This window comes from Prosthecobacter sp. (genome assembly GCF_044236155.1).
Lineage (GTDB): Bacteria > Verrucomicrobiota > Verrucomicrobiia > Verrucomicrobiales > Verrucomicrobiaceae > Prosthecobacter.
In genome coordinates this window covers 13114-32135 of sequence record NZ_JBIIHA010000035.1, presented here as the reverse complement: position 1 = coordinate 32135, position 19022 = coordinate 13114, and the positions used below count along the sequence as shown (strand labels likewise).

The 19022-nt window shown below is 61.3% G+C and carries 16 protein-coding genes; 12 read left to right on the top strand and 4 right to left on the bottom strand.

Annotated elements, in window-relative coordinates; genetic code table 11:
* Window positions 1-118 precede the first annotated feature (118 nt).
* Genes ACILSE_RS20875 through ACILSE_RS20855 form a run of 5 tightly spaced genes read left to right on the top strand, consistent with a single transcriptional unit; the run spans window position 119 to window position 5072 of the window.
* Complete coding sequence (locus ACILSE_RS20875; protein ID WP_395719377.1) at window positions 119-1273, top strand: ATP-binding protein; 1155 nt, start codon at window positions 119-121, stop codon at window positions 1271-1273.
* Window positions 1274-1303: 30 nt separating this feature from the next.
* Window positions 1304-2230, top strand: a complete 927-nt coding sequence (locus tag ACILSE_RS20870; protein ID WP_395719376.1) for an SAM-dependent methyltransferase — start codon at window positions 1304-1306, stop codon at window positions 2228-2230.
* A 9-nt stretch (window positions 2231-2239) separates the two neighbouring features.
* The gene (locus ACILSE_RS20865; RefSeq protein WP_395719375.1) at window positions 2240-3658 is read left to right on the top strand and encodes a TonB-dependent receptor; all 1419 of its coding nucleotides are present in this window, start codon (window positions 2240-2242) and stop codon (window positions 3656-3658) included.
* Window positions 3659-3711: 53 nt separating this feature from the next.
* Window positions 3712-4014: a hypothetical protein gene (locus tag ACILSE_RS20860; protein ID WP_395719374.1), complete on the top strand. Its 303-nt coding sequence runs from the start codon at window positions 3712-3714 to the stop codon at window positions 4012-4014.
* The gene (locus tag ACILSE_RS20855; RefSeq protein ID WP_395719373.1) at window positions 4011-5072 is read left to right on the top strand and encodes an HD domain-containing protein; all 1062 of its coding nucleotides are present in this window, start codon (window positions 4011-4013) and stop codon (window positions 5070-5072) included. Before ACILSE_RS20860 ends, ACILSE_RS20855 begins: the two co-directional genes overlap by 4 nt.
* A 6-nt stretch (window positions 5073-5078) precedes the next feature.
* On the opposite strand, the gene ACILSE_RS20850 is transcribed toward ACILSE_RS20855, so the two are convergent.
* On the bottom strand, window positions 5079-6182 hold the full coding sequence (locus ACILSE_RS20850; protein ID WP_395719372.1) for a site-2 protease family protein: 1104 nt from the start codon (window positions 6180-6182) through the stop codon (window positions 5079-5081).
* 10 nt (window positions 6183-6192) lie between these two features.
* Window positions 6193-8058, bottom strand: coding sequence for a SulP family inorganic anion transporter (locus ACILSE_RS20845; RefSeq protein ID WP_395719371.1), 1866 nt, complete (start codon window positions 8056-8058; stop codon window positions 6193-6195).
* A 97-nt stretch (window positions 8059-8155) separates the two neighbouring features.
* Here ACILSE_RS20845 and ACILSE_RS20840 point away from each other — a divergent pair, with 97 nt between their 5' ends.
* Window positions 8156-8452: a Smr/MutS family protein gene (locus ACILSE_RS20840; protein ID WP_395719370.1), complete on the top strand. Its 297-nt coding sequence runs from the start codon at window positions 8156-8158 to the stop codon at window positions 8450-8452.
* 168 nt (window positions 8453-8620) lie between these two features.
* Here ACILSE_RS20840 and ACILSE_RS20835 read toward each other — a convergent pair whose 3' ends face one another.
* On the bottom strand, window positions 8621-9121 hold the full coding sequence (locus ACILSE_RS20835; protein WP_395719369.1) for a hypothetical protein: 501 nt from the start codon (window positions 9119-9121) through the stop codon (window positions 8621-8623).
* Between the two features lie 121 nt (window positions 9122-9242).
* On the opposite strand from ACILSE_RS20835, the gene tig reads away from it, so the two are divergent.
* Window positions 9243-10592, top strand: a complete 1350-nt coding sequence (gene tig, locus ACILSE_RS20830; RefSeq protein ID WP_395719368.1) for a trigger factor — start codon at window positions 9243-9245, stop codon at window positions 10590-10592.
* A gap of 814 nt (window positions 10593-11406) precedes the next feature.
* Here tig and ACILSE_RS20825 read toward each other — a convergent pair.
* On the bottom strand, window positions 11407-12132 hold the full coding sequence (locus ACILSE_RS20825; RefSeq protein ID WP_395719367.1) for a DUF1080 domain-containing protein: 726 nt from the start codon (window positions 12130-12132) through the stop codon (window positions 11407-11409).
* Between the two features lie 69 nt (window positions 12133-12201).
* Between ACILSE_RS20825 and ACILSE_RS20820 the strand changes: the two genes are divergently transcribed.
* From ACILSE_RS20820 to ACILSE_RS20800, 5 genes are all read left to right on the top strand, one after another.
* Window positions 12202-14148: an ATP-dependent DNA helicase RecQ gene (locus ACILSE_RS20820; RefSeq protein WP_395719366.1), complete on the top strand. Its 1947-nt coding sequence runs from the start codon at window positions 12202-12204 to the stop codon at window positions 14146-14148.
* 190 nt (window positions 14149-14338) lie between these two features.
* Window positions 14339-15592 carry an SGNH/GDSL hydrolase family protein gene (locus tag ACILSE_RS20815; protein WP_395719365.1) on the top strand — a complete coding sequence of 418 codons (1254 nt, stop codon included), beginning with the start codon at window positions 14339-14341 and terminating at the stop codon, window positions 15590-15592.
* Window positions 15593-15597: 5 nt separating this feature from the next.
* Window positions 15598-16356, top strand: a complete 759-nt coding sequence (locus tag ACILSE_RS20810) for a creatininase family protein (RefSeq protein ID WP_395719364.1) — start codon at window positions 15598-15600, stop codon at window positions 16354-16356.
* A gap of 15 nt (window positions 16357-16371) precedes the next feature.
* Window positions 16372-17613: an MFS transporter gene (locus tag ACILSE_RS20805; RefSeq protein ID WP_395719363.1), complete on the top strand. Its 1242-nt coding sequence runs from the start codon at window positions 16372-16374 to the stop codon at window positions 17611-17613.
* Between the two features lie 13 nt (window positions 17614-17626).
* Window positions 17627-19021: a sulfatase-like hydrolase/transferase gene (locus ACILSE_RS20800; protein WP_395719362.1), complete on the top strand. Its 1395-nt coding sequence runs from the start codon at window positions 17627-17629 to the stop codon at window positions 19019-19021.
* Window position 19022: the final 1 nt, after the last annotated feature.

Sequence of the window (19022 nt, the reverse complement as noted above, 5' to 3'; positions counted from 1 at the left end):
CATGCTGAATCTCGCTTTACTCAGAGCCTAGGGATAAAGTTTACGGAAAAGTTTCGGGACGCCAAATGTCCATGAAAATCCGCAATTGATCTGAGGATTTTCATGGATAATTTCAACCATGATCGACCGCCAGGAAGCCATGAGCCGCCTCGAAACGGCCCTAGACGAAAACCCTGTCGCCGCCCTGCTCGGGCCGCGTCAGTGCGGGAAGACCACGCTCGCAAGGATGCTCGCCGACCGTGAAGGCGGGCACTGGTTCGACATGGAGAGCGCGGAGGATCGCGCCGCCCTGGCTCAGCCGGAGCTGGCGCTCAAAAAACTCACCGGACTCGTCGTCATCGACGAAATTCAGCGCATGCCGGAGCTTTTCAGCACCCTGCGCCCGCTGGCGGACCGTCGCGACAGGCCTGCGCGGTTCCTGATCCTTGGCTCCGCCTCGCCAGACCTCGTCAAAGGCGTCTCCGAGACGCTCGCGGGCCGCGTGGGCTTCGTCGATCTCACCGGCTTTCATGTCGGCGAGGTCAAAGCGGACGAACTCGATGACCTGTGGCTGCGCGGCGGCTTCCCACGCTCGTTTTTGGCCAAGGGCGACGCCGCAAGCTGGCGTTGGCGCACCGACTTCATCCGCACCTTTCTCGAACGCGATCTGCCCCAGCTCGGCATCCGCACGCCCGCGCCGACCCTGCGACGCTTTTGGACGATGGTGGGACATTTCCACGGTCAGCAGTGGAATGCCGCCGAACTCGCACGCTCCCTCGGCTCCTCGGAAGGCACCGCCCGGAACTACCTCGATATATTATGCGGCACCTACGTCGTGCGGCGGCTCCAGCCCTGGCACACGAATCTCGGCAAACGCGAACTCAGCGCTCCCAAAGTCTATGTGCGAGACAGCGGCCTGCTGCACAGCCTGCTCGGCATCCAGACAACGAAAGACCTGCACTCGCACCCAAAGCTTGGTGCCTCATGGGAAGGCTATGGGCTGGAGCAGGTGCTGGCTCTTTGCGGCAGCACGGAGACCTACTACTGGGGCACACACAACGGTGCCGAGCTCGATCTGCTGCTCTTTCGCGGTGGCAAAGCCTACGGTGTCGAGTTCAAGGTCAACGATGGTCCCAAGATGACCAAATCCCTCCACATCGCGCTCGATGACCTCCAGCTTGAGCGCGCGTGGATCATCCACCCCGGCGAAAGGAGCTACCCCGTGCATGATAAGGTCGAGGCGCTGCCGCTGAAAGAGGTGGCGCGCCTGCATGAAGTCATGGGAACAGCTTGAAGCACCATGTCGGAGTCCTTTTCTAGCTTCATGGCCCGTGCCCTGTTCGATCCCGAACGCGGCTATTACACGCGCCACATCCGCACCGTTGGATCACGGGGTGATTTCAGCACCTCAGTCACGCTGTCACCGAGCCTCGGGGTGGCCACCGCTGCCTGGCTCAAAGCGGAATCGGGCATCCTGCCACGCGTGCGTCATGTCATCGAGGTCGGCGCAGGTGATGGATCGCTCATGCAGACTGTGCGCAAGGCCCTCGGTTGGTGGACGCGGCGGCAGTTTACCTTCCACATCGTCGAGACTTCCCCCGTGCTTCGTGAGCAGCAGCAAAAACGCCTCGGCAGCGCGATTCACTGGCATGAGAGCCTCGAAGCCGCGCTCGCACGGGCCGAGGGCAACGCCTTCATCTACCACAACGAGCTTCTCGATGCCTTTCCCGCCACGCTGGTGGAGTGGAGCGCCGCAAAACAGCGCTGGCTCGAAGTCTGGCTGCCTGAATCACTCCATCCGCACCAGCACGAAGCGGCGCACTACAGCGTTCTCCGCCACACGGCCTTCAAAGACGGCCAGCGTTGTGAAATCCACCCCAGCATCCGCGACTGGCTGCGAAACTGGACGCCGCAGTGGAAAAGTGGCGCGATGCTCTCCATCGACTACGGCGGCGAATTTCCGCAGCTCTATCATCGACGTCCACAAGGCACGCTGCGTGCTTACCTGCTGCATCAAAGGCTCACAGGAGCCGATATTTATGCCAACCCCGGCCGCCAGGACATCACCGCCGACATCAACTTCACCGACTATCGAGCGTGGCTGGCCAAGCTCGGCATCGAAGAAGCCTCGCATCAAACTCTTGCCGAATTTCTCCGTCCACACGGCGCTCCGCCGCAGCTTCTCGACCCTCACGGTGCCGGAAGCGCCTTCAAATGTCTCGTGCATCGGCGCACGGTATGCGCATCATGATTCCACCCCATGAATCCAGTCAACGACCGCCCCGGCACGCTTGAGAAAGCCCTCAAGATCAACCTTGCGCAAACCATCTACGGCACGTTCGCGGAGATCGGCGCCGGACAGGAGATCGCGAACTGGTTCTTCCGCGCCGGCGGCGCTTCCGGCACCGTGGCGAAGACCATGTCCGCCTACGACATGATCATCAGCGACGAGATTTACGGCAAGGCCACGCGCTACGTCTCGCGCCAGCGTATGTGCGCCATGCTGGAACATGAGTATCCGATGCTCATCCAGCGCTTGAATGCGAAACGCGGCACCACCACGACCTTCTTCGCGCTCGCCGACACCGTGCGCGCGAAATCGTATCGTGACACCAAGGAGGAATGCCACGGCTGGCTGGGCCTGCGGTTTCAAACCGAGCCCTGCGGCCCCAGCAACGACATCCAGCTTCATGTCCGTCTCCTTGATGACTCGAATGCGCGGCAATCCGACGCGCTCGGCAAGCTCGGTGTCAATCTGCTCTACGCCGCCTTCCATCTGCGCGATGATCTGCCGACTTTCCTGCAAAGCCTGCTCGACGATCTCACCCGCAAACGTGTCGAGATCGACATGATCGACTTCAGCGGCCCTGCATTCGCCGCTTCCGAATTCCAGGACCGCCTTGTCGCGCTCCAGCTCGTGCGCCACGGTCTCGCTGATGCCGCGTTGTTCGGCGCCAACGGCGAAATCTGGCAGGCGTCCGATGTCTTCTACAAAAAGCCCGTCTTCCTCAAGCGCGGCAGCTTTGACCCCATCACGAAGCTCAATCTCGACATGATCGAGCGCGGCCAGGCCGCGTTTCAGGCCGACTTTGGCGATGGTGCGCGGGACAACGTCGAAATCCTCGAGATCACCATGCACAACCTCCTCGCCGGCGGCGCCGAGGTGCCGGACAGCGAATTCCTCGCGCGCGCGGACATTTTGCAGGCGCTCGGAAAAAACGTGCTCATTTCAAAGTATCCCGAGTTTCACCGCGTCAGCAGCTATCTGGCCCGCCACACGCAATGTCCCATCGGCATCGTGCTTGGACTGCCGCTGTTCCAGGAGTTGTTCAACGAACGCTGGTGTTCCGACCTCGAAGGCGGCCTGCTCGAAGCCTTCGGCCGCCTCTTCAAGAACCAGGTGCGCGTCTATGTTTATCCGATGGGCGATCCCATGACCGGCAAAGTGCGCGGCGTGAACGACGCCCGCGTCACACCCGAGCAGAAGCATCTGCTGCGCTACCTCATCGAGACCCAATGCGTGCGCGCGCTGGAGGAACCGAACCAGGAATTCCTCTTCCACACCAGCGCCGAGGTGCGGAACATGATCCACGCCCGTGATGCCAACTGGCAGTCCCTCGTGCCCGATATCGTGCTCAAACAAGGACCGTGGCGCGAGATCGGCCAGCCGGCGATGTAGCGGCGGTATGCCCGGTTGCTTTTCCATGGGTTGCCGCTTGAATTCGCGGAGCCATGCCAGATTTCAAAATTACCAGTTCAGAGCCGCTCTGGGTCGCGGCCTGGGTCTTATACATCCTGATTTACTGTGCGGTTCTTGCCTATCTGCTTAACCGCAGGCGCTTTGGAACTCACGAGCGCATCCTCTGGTTCCTGGTGATCACCCTCGCCCCGGTCATCGGCATGGTGCTCTTCATGCTCATCGGCGAAGACGACAAGATTCCTGGAAACGCACCGAAAATCAGCGCCCCGCTTTCCGACACGACAGGCACGCCTTGGCAAAACAATCCGGGACACACCAAAAACTCCTCCTCATGAGCGAAATACTGCCAGACGAGCTCGACCTGATCACGATCACGCAGCTCCGCCAGGTCGCGAATCAATCGCCGCAGCCGTATCGGCTGCATGTGCAGGTCGAATCGCGGCTGGAGAAGACGACGAGCGCTGGCAGCCCGTTTTTCGAGGTGAAGCTGGTCGATGCGGCCGATTCGCTGCTGTGGCGTGTGTTTGACAACAACCCGCAGTTTCACGACGTGGCGAAGCTCGGGCGGAATATGTTCATCCAGCTCGCGGGGCAGTGGGTGGACGGCAAATACGGCCTGGAGCCGCGACAGGTGCAGATGCGCGCGCTTTCAGAAGCGGAAATGAGCACGCTGCTGCTCGGTGATCCTGAGCTCGCCGCACGCCAGCAGGCCGATTATGACGACATCACGGCCTTCGTCGGGGCGATTCGCGATCCACGGCTGCTGAAACTGTGTTCCGTGTTTCTGGAGCGTCACGGCGAGCGTTTCCGGCGAACCGGAGCAGCGCGGAAAAATCATCACGCGCGTCGTGGCGGCCTCGTGGAGCATGTGGCGCAGATGATGCGCTGCGCGGCGGCGGTCGCCGGTGTTTATCCGAATCTGAACCGCGATCTGATGATCGCGGGCGTGCTGTTTCACGACTGCGGCAAGCTCTGGGAGAACGCGTATGCTGAATCCGGCTTCACCATGCCCTACAACCTCACCGCCGAGATGCTCGGCCACATTCCGCTCGGTTTGGAACTGGTGAACAAGCTGTGGCGTGACGTGATGGACTCGCCCGAGGCGGCGACTTGGACCACGCTCGAACCGGCGTCTGAGAGCGTGCGCCTGCATCTGCTGCATCTCATCGCCGCGCATCATGGCACGCATGAATTTGGCTCCCCGGTGCTGCCGAAGACCCCGGAGGCGATTGCGCTGCATCACGTCGATAACATCGACGCCAAACTCGAGATGTTCCGTCGAGCCTACGAAACCGGCAAGGAACTCGGCCCCGGCATCATCGAGAAGTTTGCGCCGTGGCCGGTGAACATCGTCGCGCCGCTGCCGGCGGTGAATCTGCCCAACGCGGAGTGAACCAGATCAAGCGCGCAGCTTCATCAGCGCCGCGCGGATCATGAGGGCCTCGCCGATGTTTTCGGCCGTGAGGAGGCCGACAAGCTCGCCGCTGAGCGGGTCGATGACCGGAAGCGCGGGGCATTCGCTCGCGTTGAGCGCATCCAGAGCTTGAGCAAGCTCGAACGCGGGCTGCGTGGCCTCCGGGCAGCGGCGCATGACGTCGATGACGCGATGCGCGGCCCCCTTTTCCGCGAGCGCGGAGATCAGATCATGCCGTGTGAGCATGCCCTGCATGCCGCCGTGCGGGTCCAGCACGGGAAAATCCTGCTGCGTGCCGGCGAGCAACAGTTCCACGCCGTCGCGCAGCGTGGCGTGCGCCGGCAGCGTGCGGAAGTCGGTGAGCATGGCGTCGCGCACGCGCAGATTCCGCGTCGCCTCCTGCTGGGTGACGGCGGCGGCCTCCTGGCCTGCGGCCATGAAGATGAAAAAGCAGATGAGCAGCAGCATGGGGTTGAAATGCACCTGGTTCACCAGCATCGCGATCACCACGATCATCGCGATGCCCTGGCCGATGGAGGCTGCGAGGCGCGTGGCCTTGCCGTAGTCGAGGAACATCGCGCAAATGGCGCGCAGCACGCGTCCGCCGTCCATGGGGAAGGCGGGGATCATGTTGAAGAGCACCATGAAGATGTTCCAGACCATGAGCTTCTGGAAGAAGTGCCCGGACTGGAGAAAGTCGTAGCCGGGATTCACTTCGGCGGTGATGCCGAGGCCGAGGTAGATGGCGGAGGCGATGATCACATTCACCAGCGGTCCACACACGGCCACGACGAACTCCTGCGAGGGCTTGCGCGGCATGCGCTCCAGCCGTGCCACGCCGCCGATGGGCAGCAGCGTGATGTCCGGCGTCTTGATGCCATAGCCGCGCGCGGCCAGCACATGCCCGAACTCATGCAGCACGACGCAGGCGAACATCGCGACGATGAACAGCATTGACTCCACCGCCGCGGCCATGCCCTGGCCGCCCATCAGCCCCTGGCTGGCGACGAACAGCAGCAGAAGGAAGAAAGTCAGATGAATGCGCACCTCGGTGCCGGCGAAGGTGAAAATGCGGAAGGACCATTTCATGACGGCAGGATTACGTTTTGTGCTGCTTGGACGGATCGTAGTAGATGCGCACCTCGGCGTCCTTGATGCCGAGGATCTCCTGCGCGCGGCGCAGGGCGTTGCGCGTGGCGAGGTTCGGGTTCGCGGGGCTGGCGGGGAAGATGTTGTCCTTGCCCACGACCTCCACAAGGCCGGAGTCCTTCAACACACGATAAAGATCCTTCACCACGCCGCTGATGATGAGATCGCGGCCGTCCTGGCGCAACGCACGCACGAGATCCTCGATGGCCATGGCGCAGGTGGCGTCGAGATGGCGGGCGTTTTTGAGGCGCAGGATGATGATGCGCAGGTTCGGGTCGGCGGCGCAGGAGCGCTGAATCTGCGTGCGGAAGAGATCGGCGGAGGCGAAGAACAGCTCGCCCTCGACATGCACGATGGAGATCGCCGGATGCTGGCGGACGCCCTGTTTCGCCTCCGTGAGATGACCTTCCTCGTTGAACTCGTATTCGACAAGCGAGGGGCGGCTCGCCTTGCGCAGATACAGCACGATGGAGACGCCGATGCCGACAAAGATGGCCACGTGCAGCGGCAGCATCAGCGTGGCGAGCAGCGTGACGGCAAACACCAGCGCGTCCGAGCGCGTGGCGTTGATGGAGATGAGAATGTGCCGCTTGTTGAAGAGCGATGCGGCCACGCACACGACCAGCGCGGCCAGGGCGGCGCGCGGGATGTAGGCCACGGCGCCGCCGATCGTCAGCGCGCCGACGAGGCAGCAGAGGCCGTTCCACATGCTGGCGAAGCCCGTGCGCGCCCCGGAGGCGTGGTTCAAGGCGGTGCGAGTGAGCGAGCAGGAGGCCGTCATGCCGCTGAGGTAGGCGCAGGCCAGGTTCGCCGCGCCGAGCGCCAGCATGTCCTGGTTCGGGTCCACGCGTTGATTTGAGCGGCTGGCGAGCGTCTTGGACATGGCGCTGTTTTCCAAAGTCGCGAGAAAGGCCAGCGCGAGCGCGAGACCGAACAACCGGCTCGCGTCCGCGAGCGCTCCGCTGGAGACGAAGTCAGGGAAGGGCGGCAGCAACTCGTCCCAGGCGAAGGTGGCGTTGCGAAACGTCGGCACATGCAGTCCGAACGCCGCCGGAATCAGCGCGAACAGGGAAATCACGATGATCGTGGCCGCAAAGGCCGGCCAGCGCGGCAGCCAGCGTTTGATGCCAATGAAACAGCCGAAGGTCAGCGCGGAAAACGCGATGCTGAGCCAGCCCGAATGATCCAGATGCGTGAGGATGCGGTGAACGTGGCCGGGGAAGGTGATGACCAGCTTGCCGCTGGCTTGCAAGACCTCCGCCGGGATGCCGAGCAGCACCGGGAGCTGGTTCACGATGATCAGGATCGACGCGCCGGTCACATACGCCACCACCACCGTGCGGCTGATGAACTGCGTGAGATCCGCCACTCGCAAAAACGCCCCGGCGATGAGCAGCGCCGCCGTCATGAACACCAGCAGTGGCATCATGCCGAGGCGGTCGAGCTGCGGATACGCCGCGAAGTAAGAGAACACCATGAAGGCCGTCGCATTCGTGGACCCGAAGATCGTCTGGCGTGAGGAAGCCAGCAGCGGACCCACCAGCGATGCCACGGCGGAGCAGGCGATGCCGTATTGCAGTGGCAGCCCGGCGATGAGCGCGTAGGCCATGCCCTGCGGGATGTCCAGCAGGGCCACCGTGACACCGGCCCGCAGGTCCGCTAGGAAGCTGCGTTTTCCGTAGCCGTGCAGCGAGCGCTTCAGCGGGAATGGATCCAGCGCGCTGTCGGCCACGACGCCTTGCAGCAACGACCGTCCCTCGTGCGCGAGATCACGCAGCCGCTGAAACCAGGATCGTAGGTGGGGAAGCAAGGCCATCTCCTCGGAAAACGCTCCGCGCATGCTAGACGCGGACGTTTGGATCACAACCCGATTGCTGCTGGACGTTCATCCTGCTTCCAGTCACACTCGCCGCATGTCCGCAGCCGAAGATGACATGATTCCAGACGTGGTGGAGCACCCGATCGGCCCGGAGCTGGATTTGCACACCTTCCGGCCGGATGAAATCAGCAGCCTCATCCCCGAATACCTCGCCGAGTGCCGGAAACGCGGCATTCACTGCGTCCGCATCATCCATGGCAAAGGGAGCGGCGCTTTGAGGACCGGCGTGCATCAGTTGCTCGCGAAACTGCCGGAGGTGCGGCAGTGGATCTGGCCCGCGGACGAGACGAGTGGCTCGTGGGGCGCGACGTGGGTGATTCTGGAGGTGTGAGACGCGATTTTTAATTCAGTCGGAATGCTCTGCGCGACGGAAATGACGAAATCAGAATGGCGAATGAGGAATGAAACCCGAAGCCCGAATGGGGAACAAGATGTCCACAAACAGGAGCCAGAGCACCGCAATGCATTCACCCATTCGGCATTCGCCATTCTGGTTTCGTCATTGCAAACTCCACACCGCACCCGTCCACACCTTCGGCTTCTTGTTCTCCAGCTTCTCCAGATCAAACGGCGCGCTGTTTTTCACCTCCAGCGTCTGCCCGCGGATGTCGAGCGTCAGGGGGCCGGCCAGGTCGGCTTTTTCAAGCCAGAAGCGCAGGCGAAGGTCGGACGTGGTCTGCGCCTCGATGCTGGCGGGCTTTTCGACCGGCAGGATGAAGGGCGGCACGTCCTTGCCGGCCGCGTTGATCAGGCGCACGTCCGGCGGCTGCATGTAGAGCTGGCGTGGGCTGGAATTTTTGTAGCGGATTTCCAGGTCGAGCCTGGCATTGCCAAAATCGCGCTCCAGGGTGCAGCGGCGGAGCTGGAGCGGGGAATCGGGGCTCATCGCTGCCACGGGCAGGTCATCGGCGGGAGTCGTCCCGTCTTGAAAAGACCACCACATGGCGATGCCGCCCGCGACGAGCAGCAGCCAGACCTCGAATCGTTTGAACAAGTGCATGGAGGGGAAGAACCGGGTTTTCCGGGGTTGTCAAACCGGGAAGTTGTCCTAGCATGCCCGCCCCCCGGACCCTGAGGCCGGTTTGCAGCCCCGCAGACCGCCCCCCAACCACCTTTTTCTCATGAACATCAACGTCGAACACCAGCCCAACTGCCGCGCCGTCGCCCACGTCCGCGTTCCCGCCGACCAAGTCGGCAAGGAGCGTGACGCGATCATCACCTACTTCGCCAGCATGGTGCGCCTCCCAGGTTACCGCCCCGGCAAGACGCCGAAGAGCATCGTCGCGAAGCGCTACGAGAACGAGGTGAAGGACGAGCTGGAAAAGAAGCTCATCAGCGAAGGCCTGCGCCAGGCCGTGAAGAGCGAAGGCCTCGAGCTGCTGAACGTCCTCGCCGTGAACGACAAGATGTATCACGACACGGACAAGAGCTTCAGCTTCACCATCGAGATGAGCCTCGCGCCGAAGTTTGAGCTGCCGGAATACACCGGCATCCCGGTCAAACTGCCCCGCATCGAAGTCACGGACGCCGATGTCGATCACGACCTGCTCCACCTGCGCGAAAACCAGGCCAGCTATGAAGACGTGGACCGCGCTGCTGCCATCGGCGATGTCGTCGTGCTCAGCACCGAGGGCAGCCTCGACGGCCAGTCTCTCGACGAGGCGATGCCGGACGCGCCCGCTCATTTGAAGGAGATGAAGGAAAACTGGTTCCTCCTCGCCGAGGAGGACGACTTCCTCCCCGGCTTCTACGCTGGCCTCGTCGGCATCAAAAAGGATGACGAGCGCACGCTGAACCTCACCCTCGCTGACGACTTCCGTTTTGAGGCCCTGCGCGGCAAGACGATCACCCTGGCCGCCAAGTGCCACGGCGTGAAGAACAAGGCCGTGCCGGAGCTCACCGAGGAATTCATCAAAAAGATCGGCGGCGAGGAAATGACGATGGAAACCCTGCGTGAGGAAGTGCGTGACGCCATCCGCCGCCGGAAAGAGCAGGCTCGTGACGCTGCGAAGGCCAACCAGGTCATCGCCCACCTGTTTGAGAAGGTCGAATTCGAGCTGCCGCAGGAAGTCGTGAATCGCGAGGCCCAGCGCCGCACCAACGAGATCGCCATGCGTGCCATGCAGCAGGGCATCAGCGAGGACGAGTTGGTGAAGCAGCAGGATGACATCCTCAACAGCGCCACCAACCAGGCCCGCCAGAACGTGAAGGTCAGCTTCATCCTCGAGCAAATCGCGAAGAAGGAAGCCCTCGAAGTCCCCGGCCAGAAAGTCGCCATGGCCCTCGCCCAGATCGCCGAGCGTCAGAAGATGCCTGCGAAGAAGTTCATGGCCGAGGCGCAGAAAAATGGCCTCATCGACAACGTGCGCGGTGACCTGCTCCTGCAGGAAGCCATGGAGTTCCTCAAGGACAAAGCCGTCGTCGAAGAGACCGATCCCGAGCCCGAGAAGTGCGACGTGCACAGCAAGTGAGTCGGCAACACCGGGTCACGGAGCTGAATCGATTCTTCCGCGAACGTTCCCCATTCATCGGGATTGGGAACGTTTGAAGTGTGGGACGGCGGAAAAATGGCGTCCAGAGCGGAGCGAACTAGCGGCGTTGTCCGCCGTTGCCACCACTGACTTGTTCTGCCTTGGTTTATCGCATGGGCGGGACATCGATGTAGTTCTGTGCTTCATCGCCTGTGATCACCTCCGGTGTCATAGAATCGCCTGCGAATCGGAAGAATGCCCTGCGGGGCGGACGGGTATTCCCGTAGTAGATGGTCACGATGAACGATCCATCCTTCCCTTTGCGTGGCCGTGCGCGCCAAGATGAAATCCGCTTCTCCTCAAACTCTTTGTCGAATTCAGCCTCAGCAATTGCTCTGCGTCGTCCCTCGCGAGTTCGCGAAAATCGAATGTCATCAATCCAGCACACGACCTGACCCAAAATGAAAGGCGCAGTCAATCCGGCTATTCCGCCACCAAGAGCCGCGACGACTCCGAACTGGCTAAATTAGGTCGCACCGAAGATTGCGCAGACGATAGCGGCGATGAAGAACAGTAGCTCAAAGAGGTTCATGGCTCTTCATTTTTTGGCAGAACAGGTGATTTATCGACAGAAGCGTTGTTTTGTCAGCAGCTTTATCTCCGACAAGAATGTTTCTTTGCGACGGGGTTTTGTACTGATGGTGTGGTTTTACCCGGCTATTTGCGTGCAAAGCAACACAAACGTCGGTTTCTGCTCAAATAGGCGGGTAAATAGCATGTGGGAATTCTCCAAAATGGATCTACCACATGCCAGTCACAGCTCCTTGATCGACACATTCCGGAACTGAATCAGGCTTGATGCGGCAGAAAGCTCGCCGGTCTTGGGATTCTTGCCGCCGTGGTGCTGGAGGCCGAGTTTTCCTTTCGCGGGGACGCCGGGAAGTTGGGCGTTGCCGATCACGGTCTGGCCATTGAGCACGACGGTGAGGCGGTCGCCCTTCATCGTGATCTCGAAGGTGTTCCACTCGCCCACCGGCTTGTCGGCCTTCACTTTCGGTGTCACACCGGCGCGCACTTCGGGCGGCATCGTTTTGTCCATGCGGTAGCCATAGACCTCGCCGCTGCCGATGGGCCAGCACCAGATGTTGATCTGCGATTTGCCCTGGCCGCGCAGGTAGATGCCAGAGTCGGCATTGGGCGTCGGGATTTTGATCTCCTTGCCGTTTTCATCGAGCTTGTGGGTGCCGTCTGGCAGCACGACGGGCATCGGATAGAGGCCGGTCGTCTGTTTGAGCCGCCAGTCGATCTTCAGCGTGAAATCGCCGTATTCCTTCGCGGTCCACAGGTTCTTGTCTTTCCCCGGTGCCTCGCTGCACGCGTCGTAGTCGATCACGCCGTCGATCACTTTCCAGTGGCCGTTGTCACCTTCGGGAAGGGTCCAGTTCGTGAGGTCTTTGCCGTTGAACAGCGGCGTGAAGCCCTCGTCAGCGGCAAAAGCAGCGGTGGAGAGGCAGAGGAGGGCGGCGAGACAGGTCTTCATGGTCGCGAGAGAACGAACTCCGCTAGGTTTGCATTGCAGCCCGAAGCCTGAATGTGCCAAGAGTGGGGGATGCCTCACGATCTCCAAGCCGCCCTCCAAAAGCACTTTGGCCATAAGGCCTTTCGTGCCGGGCAGGAACAGGTGATGGAGGCGCTGCTGGCCGGACGGAGTGCGCTGGCGCTCTTTCCGACCAGCGCGGGCAAATCGCTGTGCTATCAACTGCCTGCGTTGCTCATGGATGGCGTGACGCTCGTCATCTCGCCGCTGATCGCGCTGATGAAGGACCAGGTGCAGGCGCTGAAGGCTCGTGGCATTGCCGCGGCACGCCTGGACTCGTCTTTGTCGCCGCAGGAGGCCATGCAGGTCTTCGACGACATGCGCGACGGCACGCTGAAGCTGCTCTACATCGCCCCGGAACGGCTCATGAACGAAAACTTCGTCGAGCGGCTCAAGCGCCTCAAAATCTCGATGATGGCGGTCGATGAGGCTCACTGCATCTCCGAGTGGGGCCACAACTTCCGCCCGGAATACCTGCGCCTCGCCTTGGTGGCGAAGGAACTCGGCATCAAGCCCGTGCTCGCGCTGACCGCCACGGCCACGCCGTCCGTCGCGGCAGACATTCGCATGGCGTTTGGCATTGAGCAGGCAGATCACGTGCAAACGACCTTCCTGCGGCCCAATCTGCACTTCCGCATCACGCCCTGCTCCGCGCAGCAAAGACTGCCTGTGCTCACCAAGCTGCTGCTCAAGCGCGAGGTGCCCAGCATCGTCTATGTCACGCTGCAACACACCGCCGAGCATGTGGCGACACATTTGCAGAAGAGCGGCGTGAACGCCCTCGCCTATCACGCGGGTTTGCCCGACGAGCATCGCCACGCAGCGCAGGATGCGTTCATGAACGGGCAGACGGATGTCATCGTCGCCACCATCGCCTTCGGTATGGGCATCGACAAGGCGGATATCCGCGCCGTGTATCACTACAATCTGCCGAAGACGCTCGAAAACTACTCGCAGGAAACCGGCCGCGCTGGTCGCGATGGCAAAACGTCCGTCTGCGAGATGCTCGCGTGTGCTGACGACTGCATCGTGCTCGAAAACTTCACCTTTGGCGACACACCCACGCCACAGGCCATCCGCCAGCTCCTTGATCACCTGCTGCTTGCCGGACCCGAGTTTGATGTGTCGATGTACGATCTCTCGCACGCCACGGACATCCGCCCGCTGGTCATCGAGACCGTCATCACGAATCTGGAACTCGACGGCATCCTGCGTCCGCTCGGTTCCTTCTACGCCAGCTACCAGTTCCGCTTCCTCCAACCCGAACAGCGCATCCTCAGCGGCCACAAACCGGAGCGGCAGGCCTTTTTGCGCCGCCTTTTCCAATGCGGCAAGCGCGGCACGAAATGGACGACGCTCAATCCGGATGAAGCTGCCGCCGCGCTCGAAGAACCGCGTGACCGCGTGCTCAAAGCGCTCACCTGGCTCCAGGAAAGCGGCGACATCGAACTCAAGCCCAGCGGCAGCCGCCAGAAATATCGCCTCGCCGAAGATGCGCATCGCCGCGATCCAAAGGAGATCACCAAGAAAATGCAGCAGCTCTTCGCCGACCGCGAACGCCGCGATGTCGAGCGCCTGCGCCAGGTGCTCGAACTCGCCCAGCATCGCGGCTGCCTCACCAAATGGCTCCTCAACTACTTCGGCGAAGCCATGGAAGCCGACTGCGGCACCTGCACGAGCTGCAAAGAGCGTGAAAAGGGCATCACCGACGATTCACCGCGTGAAATCCCGCAATCCGAGGCTCCTCCCATCACCACCGAGCATGTCGCCGCCATCCACGAGCTGCTGCGCGAGAAGCATCCCTCCCTGCGCAGCTCACGCCAGCTCGCCCGCTTCCTCTGCGGCCTCACCAGCCCCGCCACGAGCCGCGAACGTCTCGGCAGGCACCCAAGCTTTGGTTTGCTGGAGCGCATTCCCTTCGCCGACGTGCTGGCGCAGACGGAGAGCATGATGCGATGATAGCTCTCCCGAACTTAACCGCTGATATGACGCTAACGGGACGCTGATAAGAGCATTTCAACGCTTCATGATAAGCGTCATCTCAGCGTCTCATCAGCGGTTTACATCTGATGGCTTTTAACCCTGGCTCACCGCGAAAAACAAATCCTTGCCAGAAGAGCGGCTTTTTGGCGGTATGTGCATCTCTGCCATGCGCATTCTCTCCGCTCTTTCCATCCTCCTCACTGTCGCCAGTCTTCGTGCTGAATCTCTGCTGCCGCCCAACGCCCGCGTCGCTGTGATCGGGGACAGTATCACGGAGCAGAAAATTTACTCCAAATACATCGAGGCCTACCTGCTGGCCTGCACCGGGCGCGGCGACATCAAGGTGTTCCAGTTTGGCTGGAGCGGTGAGCGGGCGGGCGGATTCGCGGCGCGTCTGGAAAATGATCTCGCCGTGTTCAATCCGAACGTCGCCACGACCTGCTACGGCATGAATGACGGCAGCTACAAGGCATATCTGCCGGAGATCGGCGCTGAATATGAGAAGAACATGCGCGCCATTCTGGCCGGGTTCAAAAAAGTCGGTGTGAAGCTGGTGGCGGTGGGTTCGCCGGGTGGTGTCGATCCGGATTTCTTCACGCGTCCCACAATCAAGGGCGAGATCTACAACGAAAACCTCGCCCAGCTTCGCGACATCGCGAAGAAGCTCGCTGAGGAGAACAAACAGCCCTTCGCGAACGTGCATGACACGATGATGAGCGCGCTCACGAAGTCGAAGGCGGCGCTGGGCAAAGGCTACGGGCCCTTCGGCGGCGACGGCTTCCACCCAGCTCCTGCGGGGCAGCTTCTCATGGCGCAGGCGTTTCTGAAGGCGCTCGGCTTCGACGGCGAGATCGGCACGATCACGGTGGATTTGAAGGGCCAAAGCACGGCGAGCAGCGGCCACGTCGTCAAAAGTAGCCAAGGCGGCAGTGTGGAGCTGGAAAGCTCGAAGTGGCCGTTCTGCTTCGACGCTGATCCCAAGAGCGCGGGCAGCAATCGCAGCATCCTGCCCTTCACCAGCTTCAATCAGGACCTTAATCGTCTGACGCTTCAGGTGAAAAACCTCGGCTCCGCGAAGGCGAAGGTCACCTGGGGAGCGCAGAGCAAAGAATTCAGCCGTGAACAGCTCGAAGCAGGCATCAATCTCGCCGCCGAGTTCACGCAGACGCCGTTTGATGCCGCGTTTGCCGGTTTGAGCAACGCCATCGGCTTGAAGCAGACCTACGAAACGACGCTGATCAAAAGCTTCGTCACGCACATGCGCGTCGTGGCCACCGAAGCCGCCGAGGAACCGAAAGTGGCTGCCGCGCTGGCGAAGCTGAAAAAGAAATTCGCCGACGAGCACGCGAGGATGGATGCCAACGTGAGGAAATCCATCAAACCGGTCACGCACACGATCAAGATCGAAGAAATCCGCTGAACGCCATGCAACTCGCCGATCTGAAATGGAACGAGGTGGATGCGCTGAGCCGTGACACGCCGTTGATTTTCCCCGTGGCCGCGCTGGAGCAGCACGGACGGCACATGCCGGTCTTTACCGACAGCATGCTGACGAACGAACTCATCCGCCGCACCGAAGCGGCGCTGGGAGATCGCGTTTTGATCGCGCCGCTCACCTGGCTGGGCAATTCGCATCATCACATGGATTTCCCCGGCACATTGTCGGCGGAGCCGCGGGTGTATCTCGATTTGCTCAACGGCCTGATGGACAACTTCATTGCCCACGGCTTCAAGCGCCTCGTCTTCCTCAACGGTCATGGCGGTAACGACATCCCCGGCAAGCAGGCCGTTTTTGAGACGAGACAGAAATACCGCAACCGCAAAGACCTGCTGCTGCTCTTCGCCACCTACTGGAATCTCGGCGCGGAGCCCTGGACGCGTGATCCTTGCATCAAACAACGCGTCATGGGCCACGCTTGCGAATGGGAAACCAGCATGGTGCTGCGTCTGCGGCCCGAACTCGTCGGTGATCTGACGAAGACCGGCGACGTTCCCTTCGGCAACGCCTTCGAACCCGCCTCACGCGGCTGGATCATGACCGACCGCAGCGAACCCGGCCACGTCGGTGATCCTCGCTCTGCGACGGCGGAGAAGGGCGAGGTGTTGTTCGCATGCTTCACCGAACAAGTCGTGAAGATGCTGGAACGTGTGATCGCGTGGGATGGGAAGAGCTGGGAGGGATAACAACTTAAACATCACATGAACCGCTCTCCCGCCTGGAAATGGTACATCTGCGGCCTGCTGTTGCTGGCGACGATGATCAACTACATGGACCGCCAGACGCTGTCGAATGCGGCGGCGGCGGTGAAGGCGGAGTTCAGGCTGGATGATTTGCAGTATGGCAATCTGGAGACGGCGTTCGGCCTCGCCTTCGGGTTCGGCTCGCTGGTGTTCGGCTTTCTTTGCGAGCGCTTCAGCCTGCGCTGGATGTATCCGGTGGTGCTGGGCGGCTGGTCGCTGGCGGGATTGCTGTCATCGTGGGCGGCGGACTATCATCAGTTCATGGCGGCGCGCATCATGCTCGGCTTGTTCGAGGCCGGGCATTGGCCGTGCGCGTTGAAGACGACCTTCCGCCTGCTGCAACCGAGCGAGCGCATGATGGGCAACAGCGTGCTGCAAAGCGGCGCGTCCATCGGCGCGATCATCACGCCCCGGCTCGTGCTCTGGCTCTCGGACGGGCATCCACAGGGCTGGCGCTTTGCCTTCCAGGTCATCGCGTTGACCGGTGTGGTCTGGATTGTGTTGTGGCTGGCATCCTTCCGCCTGCAAACCACGACGGCGACCGCGGATGAAAGCGATTCAAAGGCTGGTTCCTCCTCGTTGATGCCGCTCATCGTCAGCAAAAAGTTCTGGGCCATCGCGCTGCTGCTCGTCGGCATCCAGATTCCCTGGCAAATCATCCGTGCGTGGTTGCCGCTGTTTTTGCAGCAAGGCCGTGGCTACGACGCGCTCAGCACCGCGAACTTCGTCTCGGTTTACTACATCGCCACGGACGTGGGTTGCATCCTCGCAGGCGTCCTGTCGCTGCAACTCGTGAAGCGCTTCTCTCTGTCGAACCATGTGGCCAAGCGACGAATCTTCGACGCGGCGGCTCTACTGGCATCGCTGACCATCTGCATCCCGTGGCTTGGCAAAAGCCCGCTGCTGCTGGGGCTGCTGCTCGTCGTTGGCGCTGCGTCACTCGCGATGTTTCCGTGCTACTACAGCTTTGTGCAGGAGCTGAGCGCGGAGCATGTGTCGCGGCTCACCGGCCTCTTCAGCATGTGGGTGTGGATCACCACCTCACCGCTGCAGTCGCTCTTTGGCTGGCTCCGCGTGAAACTCGGCAGCTATGATCCCGCGCTCGCGCTCACCGGTCTCACTCCCTGGCTCGGAGTGATCGCCATGAAGCTGCTCTGGGACACGCAAAAGGACGATAGCATGGATGCGGCGGCACGTTGAAGTCGTCCCGACCATGAAATCCCTGCTCTTCGCGATTCTTCTGCTCCCTTTCGCAGTCAGCGCGGCTGGAAAGCCGAACGTATTGTTTCTCTTTGCCGATGACATGCGCGCGGACAGCATCGCGGCACTCGGTAATCCGGTCGTGAAGACACCGAATCTCGATTCGATCGTGCAGCGCGGCTTCGCCTTCAAAAACGCGTTCTGCTTTGGCGGGAATTCGCCCGCGGTCTGCACGCCAAGCCGCAACATGCTGCTCTCCGGCAACGCCTTCTTCCGCTGGAAGGACTATCAGCCGCCTGCGGCCAATGCCGGCAAGAATCCAAACAAGAAGAACAAGGGCGGCGGCGCGAAGGGCATGCTGGCGCCGGGTGACGCGCCGAACTTCCCGCTCTCCATGCAAGCCGCGGGCTACGAGACCTATCACCACGGCAAGAAGGGCAACACGGCGACGCTGATCCAGGCGAAGTTCCAGCACAACAAGTACCTGCTAAACGACGCGGCAGAACGCAAAAGCGGCGAGCCAGGACAGGAGATTGCCGATCATGCGGTGCAGTTCTTCAAGGAGCGCGACCAATCGAAGCCCTTCTTCATGTATCTTGCCTTCGGCAATCCGCATGATCCTCGCGTCGCCGCGCAGAAGTATCTCGATCTCTACAAACGTGATCAAATCCCGCTGCCGAAGAACTACCGGCCTGTTCACCCCTTCAACAATGGCGAGATGTCCATCCGCGATGAGAAGCTCTCGCCCTGGCCGCGTACGGAAGATGAGATCCGCCGCACCTTGCACGAGTATTATGCGACGATCACGGCGATGGATCATCACATCGGGCGCATTTTGGCCGCGTTGAAGGAGAGCGGGCAATTTGAAAACACGATCATCCTCTTCTCTGCCGATCAGGGCATCGCCGTCGGCAGTCACGGCCTGCTCGGGAAGCAGAATCTCTACAACGCAGGCATGAACGCGCCGCTCTTCTTCGCCGGTCCCGGCATCCCGTCGGGTGGCAGCGATGCGCTTGTGTATCTCTTCGATATTTATCCGACCGTTTGTGATCTCGCCGGTGCCGAGGTGCCGAAAACCATCGACGGCATCAGTTTCAAGCCGGTCATCGAGGGCAAGGCCAAGACCGTGCGCGAGGAGATGTTCCTCGCTTACATGAAGGTGCAACGCGCTGTCATCGCCGACGGCTACAAGCTCATCCGCTACCCGCAGATCAACCGCTCGCAGCTCTTTGACTTCACGAACGATCCCGAGGAACTCAACGATCTTGCAGATGATCCGGCGCAGAAAGATCGCATCGCCTCACTGCTGGAAAAGATGACCCATTGGCAGAAGCACTACACCGATGACCTGCCACTGACCTCCACGAGCCCGCAGCCAGCGGAGTGGTCGCCACCGAAAGAGAAGTAAG